The following is a 19,087-nucleotide window of genomic DNA, read 5'->3' on the forward strand; positions in this document are numbered from 1 at the left end:
TTTCGAGTGCGCACCCGTGCGCGCTGAGCCTGCCGCTTGTCCTTATCGGCAAATAAATCCGGTCGTCGCACACCTGCCTTCCGGATTTTTCACGGGGAGTCGAGATGACGCACGAAACGCTGGGTGTCAGCAAATACGATATTCTGTTCGAGCCGATCAAGATCGGCCCGAAAACCCTTCGGAACCGCTTCTACCAGGTGCCCCATTGCATCGGCGCCGGTTCCGACAAGCCCGGCTTCCAGGCCGCGCACCGCTCGCTCAAGGCCGAAGGCGGCTGGGCGGCGCTCAACACCGAATACTGTTCCATCCATCCCGAATCCGACGACACCCATCGCGTGTCCGCCCGCATCTGGGACGAGGGCGACGTGCGCAACCTCGCCGCCATGACCTCGGAAATCCATAAATACGGTGCGCTCGCGGGCGTTGAGCTGTGGTACGGCGGCGCCCACGCCCCCTGCATGGAGACGCGCCAGACCGCGCGCGGGCCGAGCCAGTACGCGTCGGAGTTCGAATCCCTCACCTATTGCCACGAGATGGACCACGACGACATCCGTCGCGTGCAGGGCTTCTATGTGGAGGCGGCGCGCCGCGCCCGCGATGCCGGCTTCGACATCATCTACTGCTACGGCGCGCATTCCTATCTGCCGCTGCAGTTCCTCTCCAAATACTACAACAAGCGCACCGACAAATACGGTGGCAGCTTCGAGAACCGCGCCCGGTTCTGGATCGAGACGCTGGAGCAGATGAAGGCGGCGGTGGGCTCCGAATGCGCCATCGCCACCCGCTTCGCCGTCGATACGCTGATCGGCGAGGAAGGCATCGAGGTGGAGCGCGACGGGCTCAAGTTCGTCGAGCTGGCCGACGATCTCGTGGACCTGTGGGACGTGAACGTGGGCGACATCGCCGAATGGGGCGAGGATGCCGGCCCCTCGCGCTTCTACCGCCAGGGCCACCAGCTCTCCTGGCAGAAGTTCGTGAAGCAGGCGTCCAAGAAGGTTGTGCTCGGCGTCGGCCGCTTCACCGATCCGGAGAAGATGGTGGAGGTCATCCGCAACGGCGAGCTCGACGTGATCGGTGCCGCCCGGCCCTCCATCGCCGATCCCTTCCTGCCGGAGAAGATCCGGGACGCGCGTCTCGACGACATCCGCACCTGCATCGGCTGCAACGTGTGCATCTCCCGCTGGGAGATCGGCGGCCCGCCCATGATCTGCACCCAGAACGCCACTGCCGGCGAGGAATTCCGCCGCGGATGGCACCCCGAACGCTTCCCCAAGAAGGGTTCGGACGACGCCATCCTGGTGGTGGGCGCCGGCCCCTCCGGCTCGGAATGCGCCCGCGTGCTCATGGAGCGCGGCTATGTGGTGCATCTGGTGGACAGCGCCGAGAAAGTCGGCGGCTATGTGAACGAGGTGGCAAGCCTGCCCGGCCTCGGCGAGTGGAGCTACCACCGCGATTATCGCGAGGTGCAGCTCGCCAAGCTGGTGAAGCGCAATCGCGACAGCCAGATCGCCCTCGGCGGCAAGAAGCTGACGGTGGAGGACGTGCTCTCCTACGGCGCCGACAAGGTGGTGATCGCCACCGGCGCCCACTGGGTGGCGGACGGCACCAACTGCCTCACCCACGCGCCCATTCCGGGCCTGGAGACGCCGCGGGCCAACGTGCTGACCCCGGAAGACGTGATCCGCGGCGACAAGCCCATCGGCAAGCGCGTCGTCATCCTCAACGCCGATCCCTACTACATGGCGCCGAGCCTCGCCCAGAAGCTGGCCGAGGCGGGGCACGAGGTGACGGTCGCGTCCGGCGTCGAGCTGGGCCGCTACATGCACTTCACCCTCGAAGCGCCGAACATGCACCGCATGCTGCACGAGTTGCACATCAACGTGCTGTCCAGCACCTGGGCGAGCCGCGTGGAGGATGGGCGGATCGAGCTCTACAATCTCTGGGGCGACGGCCATAAGCGGCTCTATACCGGCCCTGGAAAGTCACCACGCACCGCCAACACCACCCACGCCTGGCACGACTACGACACCCTCGTCCTCGTCACCGCCCGCCGCTCCGACGACGCCCTCTACCGGGCGCTGAAGGCGCGCTCCGGCGAGTGGGACGCCCGTGGCATCAAGGGCGTGTATGTGATCGGCGACGCCTGGGCGCCCAAGCTCATCGCCGACGCCACCTTCGACGGGCAGCGCCTCGCCCGCGAGATCGAGGAGGCGAACCCGCAGGAGCCCAAGCCCTACCGCCGGGAGGCCGCCGTCTATGGCACGCCGTACCAGCCGGGCGGCTCCTACGAGATCCGCTACCAGGGCTAGTTCCCCTCGCCCTGGGCGAAGCGGGCGGGGCGCGTCAGGGCACGCGCCCCGCATGCCCGGCTGCGGCCGGGCCCCAATGCCGCCGGTGGAACGGCGCGGCGCGTCGTGGCGGGCACGATCCCGCACGCGCAGGCACAGCCAAGAAGAAGATCCAGAGGGCGAGCACCCCATGATTCCGAACGGCATCGAACCGTCCCAGATCACGCGCATCCTGTTCCAGGACTTTTCGCCCTGGATGCTGGCGCTCTTCTATGTCTATGCCATCGGCGCCATCTTCGCGTTCTGCTGGGGCGTCTATGTGCAGGTCCGCAAGTATCGCAGCGGTCGCACCGGCGCGCGGCTGAGCTGGGCGAACCTTGGCCGGCGCCTCGCCGACACGGCAAAAGTGATCGCCTCCCACCGCACGCTGCGGCGGCGGGATGCGGCGGCCGGGCGGCTGCATGCCTTCATCTTCTACGGCTTCACACTGCTCTTCATCGGCACCGCCACCATTACCTTGCAGGAAGACATTCTCGGCCCGCTTGTCGGCCTGAACTTCTGGCACGGGCATTTCTATCTGCTGTTCAAGCTGGCCATGACCATTGCCGGCACCGGATTTATCTGCGGCCTCGCCTACATGATGTGGCGGCGGGGCTGGCTGCGCCCGCCGAAACTCGACTACACCCGCCCCGACCGCACCTCGCAGGATGCCGACTTCTCCCGCGAGCGCTACCGCATGGAGGACTGGGCCTTCCTGTGGACGCTGCTGCTCATCGGCATTACCGGCTTCCTGCTCTCCGGCGCGCGCATGGTGTGGCTCCAGGGCGATCCGGCGGTATGGGACACACGGTGGTGGGCGCCGGTGGGCGCCAGCATCGCCGCCGGGCTGAAGGCCGTGGGCTTCACCAGCGCCGGCGCCGGGGCGTTGCGCATGGGCCTTTGGTGGGTGCACGGAGTGCTGGCGCTCACCTTCATCGCCCTCATTCCCTATACCAAGGCCAAGCACATCTTCACTGCCGCCACCTCCTGGCTGCTGCGCGATTCCGATGCCGCGCGCCGGCTGCCGCTGGGCGACCTCGACGCCGACCGCATCGGCTATCGCGAGCTGGGCGATGTGGCGAGCCGCTATCTGGTCCAGGCCGATGCCTGCACCAAGTGCGGCCGCTGCCACGAAGCCTGCCCGGCGCGGGCGGCCGGCTATCCGCTCTCCCCGCGCGACGTGGTCCTGACCCTGCGTGAACAGGCCAACGCCCATCTCGGCGAGGTGCTGCCGAAGCCGCGCGCCGCCGGCTGCGCCAGCCCGCTCATCGGCCTCGCCAGCGGCGAGATCCGGCCGGAGACGCTCTGGTCGTGTCGCCAGTGCGGCGCCTGCACGGAAATCTGCCCGGTGGGGGTGGAGCATGTGCCGCTCATCAACATGCTCCGCCGCACGCTGGTGGACGAAGGCGAGATGGACCCGGCGCTCCAGCGCACTCTCGGCGCGGTGAACAAAACCGGCAATTGCTTCAATGAAAGTCGCCGCAAGCGGCCCAACTGGACCAAGGACCTGCCCTTCAAGATCAAGGATGCACGCAAGGAGCCGGTGGACGTGCTCTGGTTCGTGGGCGACTACGCGAGCTTCGATCCGCGCAACCAGAAGGTCAGCCGCGCCTTCGCCCGCATCCTCCATGCCGCCGGCATCGACTTCGGCATCCTCTACGAGGGCGAGACCACCGCCGGCAACGATGTGCGCCGCGTGGGCGAGGAGGGGCTGTTCCAGCAACTCGCCGAGGGCAATATCGCGACGCTGGAAGGTTGCGCCTTCGCCCGCATCGTCACCACGGACCCGCACTCCTTCAACACGCTCAAGAACGAGTATCCGGACCTCGGCGGCGCCTACACTGTGAGCCACGCCAGCGCCTTCCTGAAGGAGCTGATCGAGGAGGGCCGCATCGCCCCGGCCCGCAAGCTGGACTTCACCGTCACCTATCACGACCCCTGCCATCTCGGTCGCCTGAACAAGGGCTATGACGCCCCGCGCGAAGTGCTGGCCGCGACCGGGGTGAAGCTCGTGGAACTGGGCAAGAGCCGCGACAATTCCTTCTGCTGCGGCGGCGGTGGCGGGCGCGTGTGGGTGCCCGATCCGCCTGGCACCACCAAGGTGGGCGAGATCCGCGCGCGGGAGGCGGCGGAGATCTCCGGCCTCGACGCCCTGGTGGTCAACTGCCCAAAGTGCATGACCATGCTGGAAGACGCGGTGAAGACCACCGGCAATGAGCGCAACTTCCGTGTGCTGGAGCTGACCGAGCTGCTCGCCGAGGCGCTCGAACCGGCGGAACCCGTCGCGCTCGCCGCCCCCGCAGCGGTCGTCTGAGCGATGGACGCGCCCGCCGACATGGCCGAGCTGACGGGTGCGCTTCTCGCCCGTGGGGATGCCTATCTGGCGCTGCCGGCCTACGGCGCCGACGGCGCGCGGGGCGACCGGACGGCGCTGGCGCGGCTGCTGCTGGCCAATGCGCGCCTCAAGCTGGTGTTCGCCGGGCTGTCCTTTACGCCGCCTGCCTTTCTCGACCTTCTGGCCGGGGAGGAGCGGCCCGCCATCCGCCAGCGCATCGTGCGCAATCCGGCCACCTCCGGAGAGACGCTGCTGCGCCTCGCCCGCCACATGGAGGGCGCACCCATGCGAGCGGCGGTGGCGGCCCATGTCCATACGCCGGAGACGGTGCTGGCGGGCCTCGCCGCCGATGCGGATAGCACCGTGCGCGCCGCGCTGCTGCGCAATCCCGCGACGCCCGCTCCGGCACTCCATGCGGTGCTCGACGGTGCGACCGGAGTGGAGCGCGCCGGACTTGCCCGGCATCCGCGTGCGGATGGGGACCTGCTGCGCGCCCTTCTCGCCGGCGGCGAAGCCGCCGTCCGCGCGGAGGTGGTGGCTCATCCCCATTGCCCGCTCACCCGCGTGGCAGACGCCTGCGTGGATAGTGATGCCGCCATCCGGCGGCGCGCGGCGGCCAATCCGGCTCTGCCGCCCACCCTGCGGCAGGCGCTGCTGCGCGATCCCGACCCGGCGGTGCGGGCCGAGGCCTTGCGCCGTCTTGTGGAGCGGCATGACGTGACGCTGGCGGATGATGGCGACGTGCGGGTCCGCCGGGCTCAGGCGCGGCATGCGGCGCTGCCGCAGGATCTGGCGGAAGCCCTCTCCCGCGATGGGGACGTGTGGGTGCGCACCTGGCTTGCCCGTAATCCCGGTCTTCCGGCAGCGGTGATCCGTGGTCTCTGCCAGGATGCTCACCCGGGCGTGCGCCATGCCGCCGGCCGCAACCTCCATTGCCCCGCCGATGCGCTCGCCCGCCTCGCTCGCGATGCCGACGACTGGGTACGCGCCGCCGTTGCCTGCCGTCCCGATCTGCCGTCCGACGCCCTGCGCCGGCTGGAGGCGGAGGGGACGGTGGATGTGGCCTCGGCCGTCGCCCGCAATCCAATGGCGCGGGAGGAGGTGTTGCGCCGCCTCGCCGTGCATTCTGAGGCGGACGTACGCCGTGCCGTGGCGCTCAATCCAGAAGCGCCGGCCTCGGCGCTGCGGCTGCTGCTGGACGACGCCTACGGGCTCAACCGGGCCTTCGCCGTCCGCCACCCCAACCTGTCGTTCGCGGACGCCTGGCGGTGCGCCGACGATGGTGAGCCGCAGGTGCGCTTCGCGGTGGGCAAGCGTGCCGTCTTCTCCTGCGCCGCCGCATCGCGCGCGGCGCGCACTCCCGAACCCTTCCAACAGCCGTGAGGACACCCATGAAAATACTCGTGCCGGTGAAACGTGTCGCTTCGCTCGACGACGAGTTCGAGCTTCGCGACGACGGCCGCGATGTCGATCCCGACTTCTGCGAGCACGACCTCAACGAATTCGACGAATATGCGCTGGAGGCGGCGGTCCAGATCAAGGAAGCCGCACCCGAGGGCGCGGTTGAGGTGGTGGTGCTCACCGTCGGGCCGGAGGATGCCGACGACGTGTTGCGCAAGGCGCTCGCCAAGGGCGCCGACCGCGCGATCCGCGTGGATGACGCCGACCTTGGCGACGCCGACCGGGTCGCCATCGCCCGCGTCATCGCCAAGGTGGCGGAGAACGAGGAACCCGGCCTCGTGCTGTGTGGCGCCCAGTCCGCCGACCAGGGGCATGCGCAGACGGGCATGTCCGTGGGCGCGCTGCTCGGCTGGGCGCGCACGGCGGTGGTCTCCAGGCTCGATTTCAAGCCGGGTGCATCTTTTGCCCAGGTGGAGCGGGAGCTGGAAGGCGGCCTCGTGGAGCGCCTCGAGGTGGAGACGCCTGCAGTGCTCACCATCCAACTCGGCATCAACACGCCGCGCTACGCCTCGCTGCGCTCTATCAAGCAGGCCAACGCCAAGGCCATCGAGTGCGTGTCCCCGCGCGATATCGGTCTTGCGGACGCTGAGATCGGGTCGGCCGGGTCGCTGAGCCGGGTGCGGCGCGTCTTCGTGCCCGAGCGGGGCCGGGGCGAGATCATCGAGGGCACGCCCGCGCAGCAGGCGGCCCGTCTTCTGGAAATCATCACGGAGGTGAAGGGCTGATGTCCGGAATTCTCATTCTGGCCGAGCACAGGCGCGGCGTGCTGCGGGACGCCACGCTGGAGGCCATCGGCGCCGCCGGCGAGCTGAAGGGCGCCCTCGGCGGCCCCGTCACCGTGCTGGTCATTGCCGCCGATCCTTCACCCTTCGTCGGCGCCGTCAGCGTCGGCGCGGTGGACGAGGTGATCACCGTCGCCCGCCCCGATGCGGAGACCTTCGAGCCGCACGTCTATGAGGCGGTGCTGAAGGCCGTCATCTCCGCGCGCGCGCCCTCCCTCGTGCTGATGCCGCACAGCGTGGACAGCTTTGCGCTCGCTCCCGCCATCGCGGTGGGCCTCGGCCTCGGCTTTGCCACCGACGTGTTCGGCCTTGCCGTCGAGGACGGCGAGGTGGTGGCGACGCGGGCGGGCTACAACGAGAAGGTCTTCGTGGAGATCGACTTTCCCGGCCGGTCCGGCGTGCTTGTCACCCTGCGCGGCGGCGCATTCGCGCCAGCCACCGTGCCGGCGAGCCCCACCGTCTCGGCGCTGGATGCGGGCGAGGGCAGGCCGCGCAGCCGGCACCTGGAGTGGCGCGATCCGCCGGCCAGCGGCGGCATCGACATTCCCGGCTCGCCCTTCATCCTGTCCATCGGCCGCGGGGTCGGGGACGAGGCCAACGTGGCCCAGTTCCTGGAGCTGGCCGAGGGGCTCGGTGCCACGCTCGGCTGCTCGCGGCCCATCGCCGACAGCGGCTGGCTGCCCAAGGCCCGGCAGGTGGGACAGTCCGGCCAGCTGGCGGCCAAGTGCAACCTCTACATCGCCATGGGCATCTCCGGCTCGGTGCAGCACCAGTGGGGCATGAAGCACGTGGAGAACATCGTCGCGATCAACAAGGATCCGGAGGCCTCGATCTTCACCATCGCTCGCTACGGCATCGTCGGCGACATGCTTGAGATCGCCGAAGAACTGCGCAAGCAGCAGGGTATCCAGTAAAGCGCAAGGACAGCGGCCGGGGCCATCGATCGCCAAGTCGATCCCGGCCGCAACAGTTTCACGAAACAAGCGGTCTCACCAAACAAAAGCGTCCGGACGGGACGACGGCGCAGTCCGCTTCACCCGCAACGCCGGACAAGGGAGGACAACGTGACGACCATTACCAATATCCACGCAACAGCGGAGAGCGATGGGAAGCTTCATCGCTCCATCAGCTGGACCGGCGCCTTCTGGGTGGCGAGCGGCGTTCCGGCGCTCGTGCTCTTCTCCATCGGCGGCATTGCCGGCACCACCGGCTCGCTCTCCTTTCTCATTTGGGCCCTGTCCATCGGCATGGGCTTCATCCAGTCCTTCATCTATGCGGAGATCGCCGGCCTGTTCCCGAACAAGTCGGGCGGCGCCTCCATCTATGGCGCGGCGGCCTGGGTCCGCTACGTGAAGCTGGTGGCACCGCTCTCCGTGTGGTGCAACTGGTTCGCCTGGAGCCCGGTGCTCTCGCTCGGCTGCTCCATCGCGGCGGCCTACATCCTGAATGCGTTCGCCCCCGTCCCGGCGCTCAACAGCCCCGAGGTGGCACAATGGCTCGCCGCCCATGGCGCGAGCCTTGCCGGCACCGACGTGGAGAAGGCCGCCGCCGCGGTGGCGGCGCTGACCCCCGCCGTGCGGGACTGGACCCTGTTCTCCCACGCCATCGGTCCCGTCTCCTTCTCGCTGAACGCGGCCTTCTTCGTGGGCGCGACGCTGATGCTGGTGGTGTTCGCCATCCAGCACCGGGGCATCCTCGGCACCGCCAGCGTGCAGAAGTGGATCGGCCTGTCGGTCATCGTGCCCATGGTGATCGTCGGCCTGGTCCCGATCCTCACCGGCAAGGTGGACTGGGCGAACTTCTCGCCACTGGTGCCGCTCGCCGCCGCCGGCGCGGCCGATCCCGGCAGCTGGGACATCCCCGGCTGGACGCTGGTGCTCGGCGGCCTGTTCATCGCCGCCTGGTCCACCTACGGCTTCGAGACGGCGGTCTGCTACACCAGCGAGTTCCGCAATCCCGAGAAGGACACCTTCAAGGCCATCTTCTATTCGGGCCTGCTGTGCCTTGCGCTGTTCATCCTCGTGCCCTTCACCTTCCAGGGGGCGCTCGGGCTCTCGGGCATGCTCGACCCCGCCATCGTCGATGGCTCCGGGGTGGCGCAGGCGCTGGCCCACATGGTGGGCGGCGGCAAGATCATCGAGAGCGCCCTCGTGATGTTGATGATCCTCGCCCTCGTGCTGTCCATCATGACGGCCATGGCGGGCTCCTCGCGCACCCTCTACCAGGGCGCCGTGGACGGCTGGCTGCCGCGCTTCCTCGACCATGTGAACGAGCATGGTGCGCCGACGCGGGCCATGTGGACCGACCTGTGGTTCAACCTCGTGCTGCTCGCCATCGCCTGCGCGGACGCCACCAGCTTCTTCTTCGTGCTGGCGGTGGCCAATGTGGGCTACATCATCTTCAACTTCCTGAACCTCAATTCGGGCTGGATCCACCGCATCGATTCCGGCCATGTGGCGCGGCCCTACAAGGCGCCCACCATCCTGCTGGTGCTGGGCACCGTCTTTGCCTTTGCCAATGCCGTCTTCATGGGCGCCGGCGCGAAGGTGTGGAACCCGGTGGCCCTATGGGCGGGGCTCATCACCGCCGCGCTCATCATCCCGGTCTTCATCTACCGGCACTACGTGCAGGACGGTGGCAAGTTCCCGCACGAGACCTTCGAGGACCTGCAGGTCGGCGACGGGACGAAGACGCAGAAGCGCGCCGGCATCCTGCCCTATCTCGCGCTCATCGCCGGCATCGTCGTGGTGCTCGTCTCCAACTGGCTGTTCCACCTCTGATCTGTTGAAGGATTTCCCAAGATGACCCAGGCTACTCCCGCCTATTCCCGCCTGTCGGTACTGTCGGACCGGCATCGTGCGCTCGGCACCGGATTCGAGGCGTCGTGGAACGACATGCCGGTGCCGCAGAACTACGCCACCGATCCCTATGACGAGGTGGTCGCGGTGCGCACCGCCGCCGGCCTGTTCGACGTGTCGGCGCTCAGGATGATCGACGTGTCGGGGCGCGAGGCGCTCGCCGTGCTCAACGAGATGTGCACCTCGGACATTTCGAGGATCGCCCCCGGCGCCTCCTCCCTCACCAGCGTGGTGGACGAGGAGGGCGCGCTCATCGACGACGTGCTCGTCTATTGCGACGGTCCGGACGCCTACCGCATCTCCCATGGCGGCGGGTCGCTGGAGGACATCCTGCCCGGCATTGCCCAAGGGCGCGACGTGACCTTCACCAAGGACAACGACGTTCACATCCTCTCCCTGCAGGGGCCGAAGGCGCTTGATATCCTCAGCCCCCACTCGGCGTTCGCGCTGGAGGGCCTGCCCTATTTCGGGCACCAGAAGACGACGCTGTTCGGCCGCCCGGTCTCCATCGCCCGCGGCGGCTATTCCGGTGAGCGTGGCTACGAGGTGTTCTGCGCCTCGGTCGATGCGGTGTTCCTCTGGGACAGCATCCTCACGGCCGGCAAGCCGCTGGGGGTCCTGCCTGCCTCCTGGTCGTGCCTCGACGAGGTGCGGGTTGAAGGCGGCCTGCTGTTCTTCCCCTATGACATGCCCCAGGGCGATACCTCGCCGTGGGAAGTGGGCCTCGGCTGGACCGTGGACCTGTCCAAGCCGGCCTTCCGCGGCCGGGACGCCCTGGAGCGCCGCAAGGGGCAGGAGCGGGTGGCGCAGGTGGGGGTGGAGATCGACCACCATGCCGCCGTCGAGCCGGGCGCCAGGCTGTTCAGGGACGGCAAGGAGGTGGGCCTTGTAAACTCCACCGCCTACAGCCGCTACCTCATGCGCTCGCTGGCGCTCGCCCATGTGGCGCCGGAGCTGTCCGCCTGCGGCACGGAGCTGGAGCTGCGGGGAGCCGACGGCACCTTCGCGGCGCGGGTGGTGAAGACGCCCTTCTACGATCCGCTGCGCCTGCGCACCCATCCGCTTGAAGAACGCACGGCCTGAGCCCTCTCTTAGCCCCTCAGGCTGTTGCGGCCCCCAGGGCTTCCTCCTGGGTGCTGGCCGGAGAGCGCGATCGTCGCCGTCGCGCTCTCCGGTCTTTTTCGAAGGTTCTGCCAATGCATGCCCCCAGTGGGGCAATGCCCTGCGCCCCGCCGGGAGAAAGAGCGCCTGCCATGCCGCCCGCACGTCCCGCCCGCAATTGCCAAGTGCCGGTGCTTCGGCTTTATTCGCCCCAATACGAATTCCAGATGTGGCGATACCGTTGGGGCAAGCTGCGATGGCAGATCCGGAGCAACCCCGGTCCGTTCCCCTTCCTGCCCGCTACAGCGCCGTGCGCCTGAACAGCCCGGAATGGTTCGCGCGGGTGGGCGAGGTGGCCCGCGTGATCGGTTCGGACCGCTTCCACCGCGAACTGGTGGAACTCGCTGGCGCGGCCATCAACCACGATGCCTGCTGGATCATCCGCTATTCGCGTGTGGCCCCGCCGGACGTGCTCTACACCAAGGACGTGGCGAGCGACGTGGTGGCGTATTACGCCAATCTCTACTCCTCGGTGGACCCCTTCTTCGAATACTGGCGGAACAACGGCAGTCCCGGCGTCGTGATGCTCAATGACGTGCGATCCCCGGGCCAATCGTGGGACTTGTACCACAAGGTGTTCCAGACGCTGGCCAGCATCTCCGACGAGCTGGGCATGTTCTTCTCCACCGTCGGCCACTGCTGCTTCGGCCTGTTCCTGGAGCGCGAGAGGGGGCGCTTCTCCGCGAGCGACATCGAGCGCGCACGGCTCATCTTCCCCATGCTGGAGGGCTTCCACCGCTCGCATCTTGGCGCGCTGTTCAACGACCTGCGCAATCCGCGCGGACCACAGGTGGAGGGCTTCATCACCCGCCCGACGCTCATCGAGGACCGGTTCGGCGTCGATGTCTTCGCCAACGACGCGTGGCGGGAGGCGGCGCGCCGCGCCCCGGCCCTCGCCGATGCGGTAGCCGCGCTCCGTGTCGCGGAGGCAGGGCAGACCCGCGCCGCCGGCGCGCTCACCGTCAAGGTGGAGGTGTTCGACCGCGACTTCCCGCTCGCTCCGGGCGGGCGGATGTATGTGCTCGATGCGCCGGAGCGGGAGGAGGAAGGTGATCCCGATCAACTGCTGGAGGAAGCGCTCAGCATCTTCACGCCGCGCGAGAAGGAGATCCTGCTTCTGCTCATGAACGGGCAGACCACCGGGGAGATCGCGCAGAAGCTGAGCCTTAGCAAGGGCACTATCAAGAATTGCCGGTTGCGCATGTACCGCAAAGCGGGCGTGGGCTCCGAGCGGGCGCTGGTCAAACACGTCATGCAGTCCATCGGGGCGCGGTAGAAGAAGCTGTTGGGGGAGCGGAGAACCTTAACCTGGAACCCGAGGCCGGTTCGGACCGCCGCGAAGCGTGAAATCATGAGGGTCGCGGACGCTGGCACGGTTGTCATACACTGGGGTTGCGCCAGCAACCTTTATGACGTCGATCTGTACAGCAGGGACGGACCTCATGAAGTACATCCTGTTGATCTCCGTCATCGGCATTCTGCTACTGCAATGGACCGGCGCCATTCCGCTGGGCAGCGTGGGAGGTCCGATGGTGATCGCGGCGGCTGTTCTTGTCGCCGCGCTGGCCGTCGCGATCCACGAGGCCTGGACGCGAAAGCGCGGTGTGCTTGGCTGGATCGTGAACATCGTCGTCTCAATTGTCGGCATGCTTCTCATCGCTCCTGTCGGAGGAGCGGTGATGGTGACGCTTCTTTTCCCCTTTATGGATGGGTCGTCTTCGCTAGCCGCGGCGGGAGGGCCCCAGATGGCGATCGCGCTTGCCGGTCAAATGGTCATCTCGCTGCTGGGATCGTGGGGCGCGCTATGGCTCCTGAACCGGTGGCGATGAGTTGTTCCGCGGGGACTGCACGGCAGTCGGGCGGTCGGGGTAAGCCAGCACGACCTCAAGATCGCCGCGCTGGCGCAGATTGAGCATGCTGCGGACGTGCATCTGCCCCGCGCTTGCACGCCTGCACCGGTCGGCAGGGCTATCGTGCAGCACCTATTTCTGCTGGGCGGAGACGTCACGCGCAATGGCGGTCGCGATAGATGCCAGCGCCTCGGAATGGGCCGAAAGGGCATCATCCAGGGACAGCGCGGAGCGGATCCAGATCATCGATACCACCGCCTCGACGCGGTCGCCGATCAAGACGGGAACGGCAATGCTCGATGTCTTCGGTCTGAACTCACCCCCGTCGCGCACAGCAACGGCGCGCCGCCGGGTCTCCTCGATCATGCGTCCAAGCCATGCCTCGTCGAGGAAAGGGCGGTCCTCGGGATCATGGATGCGGCGCAGGTGATCCAGGATCATTGCCCGCTCCTCCTCCCTGCAGAAGGCCAAGTAGGCCCGGCCGGCCGAGGTACGGAGCATGGGCAAGCGATAGCCGATCATGCCACGGTCGATGGAGAGTGGGCTGCGCGTGTGCGTGGTCTCGTGGATCACCATGGCGGCGTTCTCATACACCGTCAGGTCGAGCGGCCACACCAGACGCGGACCGTATTCGCCGAACACCGGGGCCGCGACCTGGCACACCCGGGAATGCGCTGCATAGCCGTCGCCAAGACTGGCGGAGAGGCGCGTGACCCGGACCTGCGTCGAGGAGGCGGAAAACGCCACGTAGCCTTCCTCCTCCAGGGTTTGCAGCAGGCGGTAGACGGTGGGGCGCGGGATATCGAGGGCGCGGGCGATGGAGGCGACATTGGTGCTGCCCACCGCGTTGATGTAGCGCAGCACCGCGAGCCCCCGGCGCAAGGCGCGCACGCTGTCGCTGCGGTCCGGCGTGGTCGCGCGCTCGTCAGCCAGTCGCTGGCCCATGGTCCGACCCAATCCTCGGCGTTCCCCACCCAGCCGGACGATCCGGTCTTTTGGTTCACATGGTATACGTGTTGAACATGCCGTGCCCAGACTTGCCCGGGCCGGCATGCTTCAACACTCCCTGATGGAATGACCTGCGGGCGAGCCTCAGGCAAGCTCGGCGACGATGGGGTTGCGCAACACGCCGATGCCGCTGACCTCGACTTCCACCACATCGCCGTCCTTCATGAACAGCTTGGGCGTGCGACGCGCCCCCACGCCTCCAGGCGTGCCGGAGACGATCACATCGCCAGGCAGCAGGGGCAGAATGGTGGAGGTGTAGGCGATCAACGTGGGGATGGGGGTGATCATCAGATCCACGCTCGTGTGCTGCACCTGCGCGCCGTTGAGGCGGGTGGCGAGGGTGAGGCGCGTGGGATCGGGGATCTCGTCGGCGCTCACCATCCAGGGGCCGAAGGCGCCGGTGGCGGCAAAGGTCTTGCCGGGCATGAACTGCGAGGTGTGGCGCTGCCAGTCGCGCACACTAGCATCATTGTAGCAGGCATAGCCCGCCACATGGGAGAGGGCGTCGGCCTCGGAGATGCGCCGGCCGGCCTTGCCGATGATGACGGCAAGTTCGCCTTCATAGTCGAACTCGTCGGATTCCAGCGGCTTCACCAGGGCCGTGCCAGCGCCGACCTGGCTTCCAGCGTACCGCGCGAACAGCATGGGATTGGGGGTGACCGTGCGTCCCGTCTCGTTCACATGGTCATGGTAGTTGAGGCCCACGCAGACGATCTTGTCCGGGTCTGGAATGACCGGAGCGAGCGTCACCTCGGACAAGGCGAAATCCGCCGGCGCGCCGGCGAAGGCGGCGGCACGATCCAGCCCGCCGGCGATGAAGGTCCGCAAGGTCGGCGCTTCGGGGAAGCGGCGGGTGAGATCGATGATCCCTCCGTCCGTCACGAGGCCGTAACCGGCACGGCCGGCATGGGTGAAGGAAGCAAACTTCATCGGGGCAAACCTTTTCCTTGAGCATCATCTTGGTGAGGAGGGGGATTGGCGCGGTCGCGCGGTTCGCGGGTGCGGATCAGGCGGCGGAAGCGTGTTGCGGCCGCTGGGGCGTCAGCCGATCCGCCATGGCGGCGAGGTCGGCCTCATCTGCGGCAGCTCCGGCCACGTAACGATCCGGGCGGACGAGGAGTGCCGGCACGCCGGCTTCGTCGAGCAGCGGGGCGAGGCCGGGACAGTCCGCCACGGTGACGATGGCAATCCCGGCCTGTTCGAAGCGCAGTCGCGCGGCTTCGGCGGCGCCGTGCCAGAGCTGGTCACGGCACAGCAGCGCAAAGCCGTAGCCCACCGCGTCGTCGAGCGGGCGGCCGTCGCCGAGGCGTGGCTGGGCGACGCGGCTTCCGACCCGATCGGCACGGCCGATGACGAGGCCGGGTCCCAGTTGCGGCACCCGACTGCGCAGGCGTACCACGCCGTCGGCGTCGCGGAAGGCGGCGTTGAGTGCCGCTTCGGTGCCGCAGGTGTTGATGAGGCCACCGAGCCGCACCGCGGTCTCGATATAGGCATGGGCATCGGGTGCGCGCTCGCTCTGGTAGGTGTCCAGCAGGCCGTCGCCGGCGCGCCCCTTCACCACCGCTTCGAGCTTCCAGGCGAGGTTGGCCACGTCGCGGATGCCGGAGCACATGCCCTGGCCCATGAATGGCGGGGTCTGGTGGGCCGCGTCTCCCGCCAGCAGCAGCCGGCCGGAGCGCCAGAGACGGGCGACCGCGGAATGAAAGGTGTAGACCGCGGCCCGCTCCAGCTCCGCCTCATCGGGTGCGAGCCACGGTGCGAGCAGTGCCCAGACCTTCTGCGGGTGCACCATGGCGCGGCTGTCTTCCTCGGCCAGGACGGTGATTTCCCAGCGCCGGCGGTCCCCCGGCCCGCGCACATAGGTGGCCGGGCGTGCCGGGTCGCAATACTGGATGGTGTGGTCCCCCAGCTCCGGCTTCGGCCGACGGAGAACCGCATCCACCACCAGCCAGCGCTCATGAAAGCCAAGGTCATCCATGGACGAGCCGATGAACCGGCGCACGAGAGACCGCGCGCCGTCGCAGCCCACCACATAGCGGGCGCCGGCCTGTCGCAGGCGGCCGGTGTCGAGGTCCTCGTAGCGCACGGTGACCGCGTCGCCGTCGTCCTCGAAGGCGAAGGCATCGCAGCGGGTCTGCACCCGCACGCAGGCGAAGCGCTTCAGGCCCTCGCGCAGGATCCGCTCGAGGTCCGGCTGGTGGAAGCGATAGCTGGCGTGCCAGCCGAGCTCGCCCACGTCCGGGGCGCGCGGCCAGTCCATCAGCAGGGCGCCGTTGGCGTCGACGAAGCGCATGCCCGGATTGATGCGGGTGCACGGCGTGATCTCGTCAGCAAGGCCGATGGTCTGGAACACACGCATCACTTCGTCATCGAAGTGCACCGCGCGCGGCAGGTGATAGGCCTCGGTCTCGCGTTCGAGGACGAGGGTGGAGACGCCCTGGAGGCCAAGCAGGTTGGCGAGCGTGGCCCCGACGGGGCCGAGGCCAACGATGACGACGTCGAACTGATCCTCGGCTGTGCCGGTTGCCTCGGGCATGGCTTCCCCCGTGTTGTTCAGCTGTTTGTGGAAGTGACTGATCCCAGAGCCGGCACTTGCCAGCAATGCAGCCGGCACAAGCGTCCGCCTGGCGGACAGATGCCGCCGGAGCACGGCCGGCTTTGGTCCCGGTCGTCAGAAGGATAGAGCAATCAGTCGGGAGGGTTTCATGCGGCGCCTGTTCGTTGCCGCAGCTCTCGACGGTCCCCGCCCGATGCATTGAGCCGGCGCGATCAGCCGACCAACTGGCCATAGAGCCAGGGGCAGTCCACCACCTCCGGCGCCCGAAGGCCGCGCGCGGCCGCCGCGAGGCGCATGTTGCGCAGGCGTGCGCGAGGCTCCTCGGGCAGGTAGAGGCGCTCATGGCCCCAGAAGCTCGGCCCGGCGAAGGTCTCGTGCGGCTCCCAGGTGGCCGGATCGATCACCCGCCCGCCCCAGCCGTTCTCCACGAAGAAGCCAGAGGGTGAGTTGGCGTAGAAAGATGTCATGTAATCGTTGGTGTGCCGGCCTAGCGTATAGGCGAGCCGCCCCTCCTGCAGCCCTGCAATGTCGTAGCCTTGGCCCACGTCATCGAGGTTGTTGAACTCCACCATGAAGTGGTGAAACCCAGTCTGTCCCGAGCCGACCATGGCGAGGCTGTGGTGGCGACCATTCACATGGAAGAAATACAGCGGATAGGGCGTGAGCCCGTAGTCGCTGATGTGGAAGTCCAGAAGGTCGCGGTAAAAGGGCAGGAGCGCATCGATGCGCACGGCATGCAGCACCGCGTGGCCCATGCCGAAGGGGCCGGTGCGAAAGCCGGAAATGGGGCGACCCGGCACGAACGGCTCGCTGGCCCGCATGGGATTGAAGAACAGTTCGACACTGTTGCCATCCGGGTCGGCGAAGGTGATGAGATCCTCCACGAAGCGCTGGTCGGCGAGCGCGCGCGCACCCCGCCTCACCGTGACACCGGCCGCTTCGAGCCGCGCGGCGAAGCGGTCCAGGTCGCCCTTTTCCTCGACCTCCCAGCCGATGGCGGCCACCACCGGACCGGGCTCGTTCACCACGAACAGGCGCTGCCGCTGGTCGTCCATGCGGAACGTGACGTGGGAGCGCGTCGCGTCCACCGCCTGCATGGCCAGCAGTCCCGAGGCGAAGTCCTGCCAGTCATCCATCTTGTCCGAACGGATGCCGAGATAACCGAGCGCTATGACGCCCATGGCGTTGTTCCTCTGTATTGGGGGTGAGCGCTGTGTCAGGGGCGGTGGGGGAGGCCGTGTACGCCGGCCGCCCGCAATCGTCTCGTGGACGGTCTCAGGCCGGTGGCATGTCCGAGGCATCGAGGCTTGCCCGCGTGGCTTCCGGAACCGCCGCCGCGCGTGCCCGTCCGGGCACGAGGAAGCTGCACCAGAAGCTCAGGGCCGCGCACAGGGCGATGTAGAGCGCCGGCGCTGCGTCCATCCGGGTCTGCTCGATGAGTATCGTCGCGGCGAGCGGTGCGAAGCCCGAGAGGAGGGTGACGCTCATGTTGTATGACAGGGCAAGGCCGGTGAAGCGGACCTGGGTCGGGAACAGGCCGGCAAGGACGCTGGGCCAGATGCCGCTTGCCAGAGAGAACACCAGCGACAGCAGGCTCAGCACCAGCACGATGCTGATCGCGTGGTTCGCCATGAGCGCGAACAGCGGAACCACCACGATGAGCATGGTCAGCGAACCGGTGCGCAGGATGAGGCGTCCGGGCACGAAATCGCCGGCCCATCCCGCAATGATGAGGCCGGCGGAGCTGACCACCAACGCGACCGTCATGGCCAGCGCCACATCGGGGGCCGGATAGTGCAGCGTCTTCACCAGGAAGGCGGGCACGAAGCCGTAGAGCATGCCGTTGAATCCGGCGATGATGGCGGCGACACCGGCCGCGACCAGCACCGAACGGCCGTGATTGCGCATCAGTTCTCCCAGCGGATGCCTCGCCGCCTTGCCGTGGAGGTTCACGAACTCGGGCGATTCCTCCAGCTTGCGGCGCAGGGCGAAGCTGATCAGGCCGATGACGCCGCCGAGCAGGAAGGCGACGCGCCAGCCGTATTCGGCAACGTCCTGAGGCGGAAGCGCATGCTGGATGCCGAGGTTGACGAGGGTGGCGATGAGCACGCCGACATTGACGCAGAAGATGATGAAACCGCACGCGAGGCCGGCGCGCCGTGGCGCTGCCTCCACCGCATAGGTGACCGCGCCCGGCAGCTCGCCGCCGAGGCAGATGCCCTGCACGAGACGAAAGGCCACCAGCAGCACCGGCGCGGCGATGCCCCATGACTGGTAGTTGGGAAGGAGGCCGATGGCGATGGTTGCAAGCGTGGTCAGGCCAAGGGAGGCGATGAAGACCGGCCTGCGTCCATACCGATCCCCCAGCGTGCCGAGCAGCGCGCCACCGAACGGCCGTGCCAGGAAGCCGAGGGCCAGCACCGAGAAGGACAGGATCAGGGAGACATAGGGGTCGTCGGCCGGAAAGAACTGCGCGGAGATGTACTGGACAAAGATGCCGTAGATAATGAAGTCGTAGAACTCAAGGGAGCCGCCGAGGCTCGCAAGGAAGATGATGCGCCATTGTCCTTTGTTGAGGCCGGGCGCTGTGTGTCCTGAAATGAGATAGGTGGCGTGCGTCATTGATCCTCGGGGCCTCCATATTATTTATTGGCTGTGTTCGCGCAACAAGACGCACGCCGCGCCGTAGGTCCCCTCCGCTTCAGCGCAAGGCAAAACGGGCACGGTCTGGACCAGGCCAGGGCGTGA

14 protein-coding genes are annotated in these 19,087 nt (G+C 67.7%); 9 read left to right on the plus strand and 5 right to left on the minus strand.

The window, feature by feature from the left end; translation table 11 throughout:
* Nucleotides 1-104: 104 nt before the first annotated feature.
* From V5F66_RS00055 to V5F66_RS00095, 9 genes are all read left to right on the plus strand, one after another.
* Nucleotides 105-2,309: an oxidoreductase gene (locus V5F66_RS00055; protein ID WP_394092921.1), complete on the plus strand. Its 2,205-nt coding sequence runs from the start codon at nt 105-107 to the stop codon at nt 2,307-2,309.
* Nucleotides 2,310-2,478: 169 nt separating this feature from the next.
* Nucleotides 2,479-4,641 (plus strand): heterodisulfide reductase-related iron-sulfur binding cluster, encoded by a 2,163-nt coding sequence (locus tag V5F66_RS00060; RefSeq protein ID WP_394092922.1) that lies wholly within the window; start codon nt 2,479-2,481, stop codon nt 4,639-4,641.
* Between the two features lie 3 nt (nt 4,642-4,644).
* The gene (locus V5F66_RS00065) at nt 4,645-6,045 is read left to right on the plus strand and encodes a hypothetical protein (protein WP_394092923.1); all 1,401 of its coding nucleotides are present in this window, start codon (nt 4,645-4,647) and stop codon (nt 6,043-6,045) included.
* Between the two features lie 8 nt (nt 6,046-6,053).
* Nucleotides 6,054-6,848 carry an electron transfer flavoprotein subunit beta/FixA family protein gene (locus V5F66_RS00070; protein WP_394002315.1) on the plus strand — a complete coding sequence of 265 codons (795 nt, stop codon included), beginning with the start codon at nt 6,054-6,056 and terminating at the stop codon, nt 6,846-6,848.
* A complete protein-coding gene (locus V5F66_RS00075; RefSeq protein ID WP_394092924.1) occupies nt 6,848-7,819 on the plus strand; it encodes an electron transfer flavoprotein subunit alpha/FixB family protein in 972 nt (323 codons plus the stop codon). The genes V5F66_RS00070 and V5F66_RS00075 overlap by 1 nt, the downstream gene beginning before the upstream one ends.
* Nucleotides 7,820-7,969: 150 nt before the next feature.
* The gene (locus V5F66_RS00080) at nt 7,970-9,685 is read left to right on the plus strand and encodes an APC family permease (RefSeq protein WP_394002319.1); all 1,716 of its coding nucleotides are present in this window, start codon (nt 7,970-7,972) and stop codon (nt 9,683-9,685) included.
* Between the two features lie 21 nt (nt 9,686-9,706).
* Entirely contained in the window at nt 9,707-10,846 is a 1,140-nt protein-coding gene (locus V5F66_RS00085; RefSeq protein WP_394092925.1) for an aminomethyltransferase family protein, read from the plus strand.
* A gap of 274 nt (nt 10,847-11,120) precedes the next feature.
* On the plus strand, nt 11,121-12,200 hold the full coding sequence (locus V5F66_RS00090) for a helix-turn-helix transcriptional regulator (protein ID WP_394092926.1): 1,080 nt from the start codon (nt 11,121-11,123) through the stop codon (nt 12,198-12,200).
* A gap of 166 nt (nt 12,201-12,366) precedes the next feature.
* On the plus strand, nt 12,367-12,753 hold the full coding sequence (locus tag V5F66_RS00095; RefSeq protein ID WP_012112945.1) for a hypothetical protein: 387 nt from the start codon (nt 12,367-12,369) through the stop codon (nt 12,751-12,753).
* A 153-nt stretch (nt 12,754-12,906) separates the two neighbouring features.
* On the opposite strand, the gene V5F66_RS00100 is transcribed toward V5F66_RS00095, so the two are convergent.
* From V5F66_RS00100 to V5F66_RS00120, 5 genes are all read right to left on the minus strand, one after another.
* Nucleotides 12,907-13,719, minus strand: a complete 813-nt coding sequence (locus V5F66_RS00100) for a DNA-binding transcriptional regulator (protein WP_394002325.1) — start codon at nt 13,717-13,719, stop codon at nt 12,907-12,909.
* A gap of 147 nt (nt 13,720-13,866) precedes the next feature.
* Nucleotides 13,867-14,712, minus strand: a complete 846-nt coding sequence (locus tag V5F66_RS00105) for a fumarylacetoacetate hydrolase family protein (protein ID WP_394002327.1) — start codon at nt 14,710-14,712, stop codon at nt 13,867-13,869.
* A 76-nt stretch (nt 14,713-14,788) separates the two neighbouring features.
* The gene (mhpA, locus tag V5F66_RS00110; RefSeq protein WP_394002329.1) at nt 14,789-16,318 is read right to left on the minus strand and encodes a bifunctional 3-(3-hydroxy-phenyl)propionate/3-hydroxycinnamic acid hydroxylase MhpA; all 1,530 of its coding nucleotides are present in this window, start codon (nt 16,316-16,318) and stop codon (nt 14,789-14,791) included.
* A gap of 233 nt (nt 16,319-16,551) precedes the next feature.
* Nucleotides 16,552-17,520 carry a VOC family protein gene (locus V5F66_RS00115; protein ID WP_394002331.1) on the minus strand — a complete coding sequence of 323 codons (969 nt, stop codon included), beginning with the start codon at nt 17,518-17,520 and terminating at the stop codon, nt 16,552-16,554.
* Between the two features lie 94 nt (nt 17,521-17,614).
* Complete coding sequence (locus V5F66_RS00120) at nt 17,615-18,961, minus strand: MFS transporter (protein WP_394092927.1); 1,347 nt, start codon at nt 18,959-18,961, stop codon at nt 17,615-17,617.
* Nucleotides 18,962-19,087: the final 126 nt, after the last annotated feature.

The sequence above is a fragment of the Xanthobacter versatilis genome (genome assembly GCF_043193975.1).
GTDB classification, from domain to species: domain Bacteria; phylum Pseudomonadota; class Alphaproteobacteria; order Rhizobiales; family Xanthobacteraceae; genus Xanthobacter; species Xanthobacter autotrophicus_E.

What these genes read in the sequence shown, in the direction of transcription:
- V5F66_RS00095 (WP_012112945.1), top strand. Translation starts at nt 12,367, where the DNA reads ATGAAGTACATCCTGTTGATCTCCGTCATCGGCATTCTGCTACTGCAA.
- V5F66_RS00075 (WP_394092924.1), top strand. Translation starts at nt 6,848, where the DNA reads ATGTCCGGAATTCTCATTCTGGCCGAGCACAGGCGCGGCGTGCTGCGG.
- V5F66_RS00120 (WP_394092927.1), bottom strand. Translation starts at nt 18,961, where the DNA reads ATGACGCACGCCACCTATCTCATTTCAGGACACACAGCGCCCGGCCTC.
- V5F66_RS00100 (WP_394002325.1), bottom strand. Translation starts at nt 13,719, where the DNA reads ATGGGCCAGCGACTGGCTGACGAGCGCGCGACCACGCCGGACCGCAGC.
- V5F66_RS00065 (WP_394092923.1), top strand. Translation starts at nt 4,645, where the DNA reads ATGGACGCGCCCGCCGACATGGCCGAGCTGACGGGTGCGCTTCTCGCC.
- V5F66_RS00105 (WP_394002327.1), bottom strand. Translation starts at nt 14,712, where the DNA reads ATGAAGTTTGCTTCCTTCACCCATGCCGGCCGTGCCGGTTACGGCCTC.
- V5F66_RS00070 (WP_394002315.1), top strand. Translation starts at nt 6,054, where the DNA reads ATGAAAATACTCGTGCCGGTGAAACGTGTCGCTTCGCTCGACGACGAG.
- V5F66_RS00090 (WP_394092926.1), top strand. Translation starts at nt 11,121, where the DNA reads ATGGCAGATCCGGAGCAACCCCGGTCCGTTCCCCTTCCTGCCCGCTAC.
- mhpA (WP_394002329.1), bottom strand. Translation starts at nt 16,318, where the DNA reads ATGCCCGAGGCAACCGGCACAGCCGAGGATCAGTTCGACGTCGTCATC.
- V5F66_RS00115 (WP_394002331.1), bottom strand. Translation starts at nt 17,520, where the DNA reads ATGGGCGTCATAGCGCTCGGTTATCTCGGCATCCGTTCGGACAAGATG.
- V5F66_RS00085 (WP_394092925.1), top strand. Translation starts at nt 9,707, where the DNA reads ATGACCCAGGCTACTCCCGCCTATTCCCGCCTGTCGGTACTGTCGGAC.
- V5F66_RS00060 (WP_394092922.1), top strand. Translation starts at nt 2,479, where the DNA reads ATGATTCCGAACGGCATCGAACCGTCCCAGATCACGCGCATCCTGTTC.
- V5F66_RS00055 (WP_394092921.1), top strand. Translation starts at nt 105, where the DNA reads ATGACGCACGAAACGCTGGGTGTCAGCAAATACGATATTCTGTTCGAG.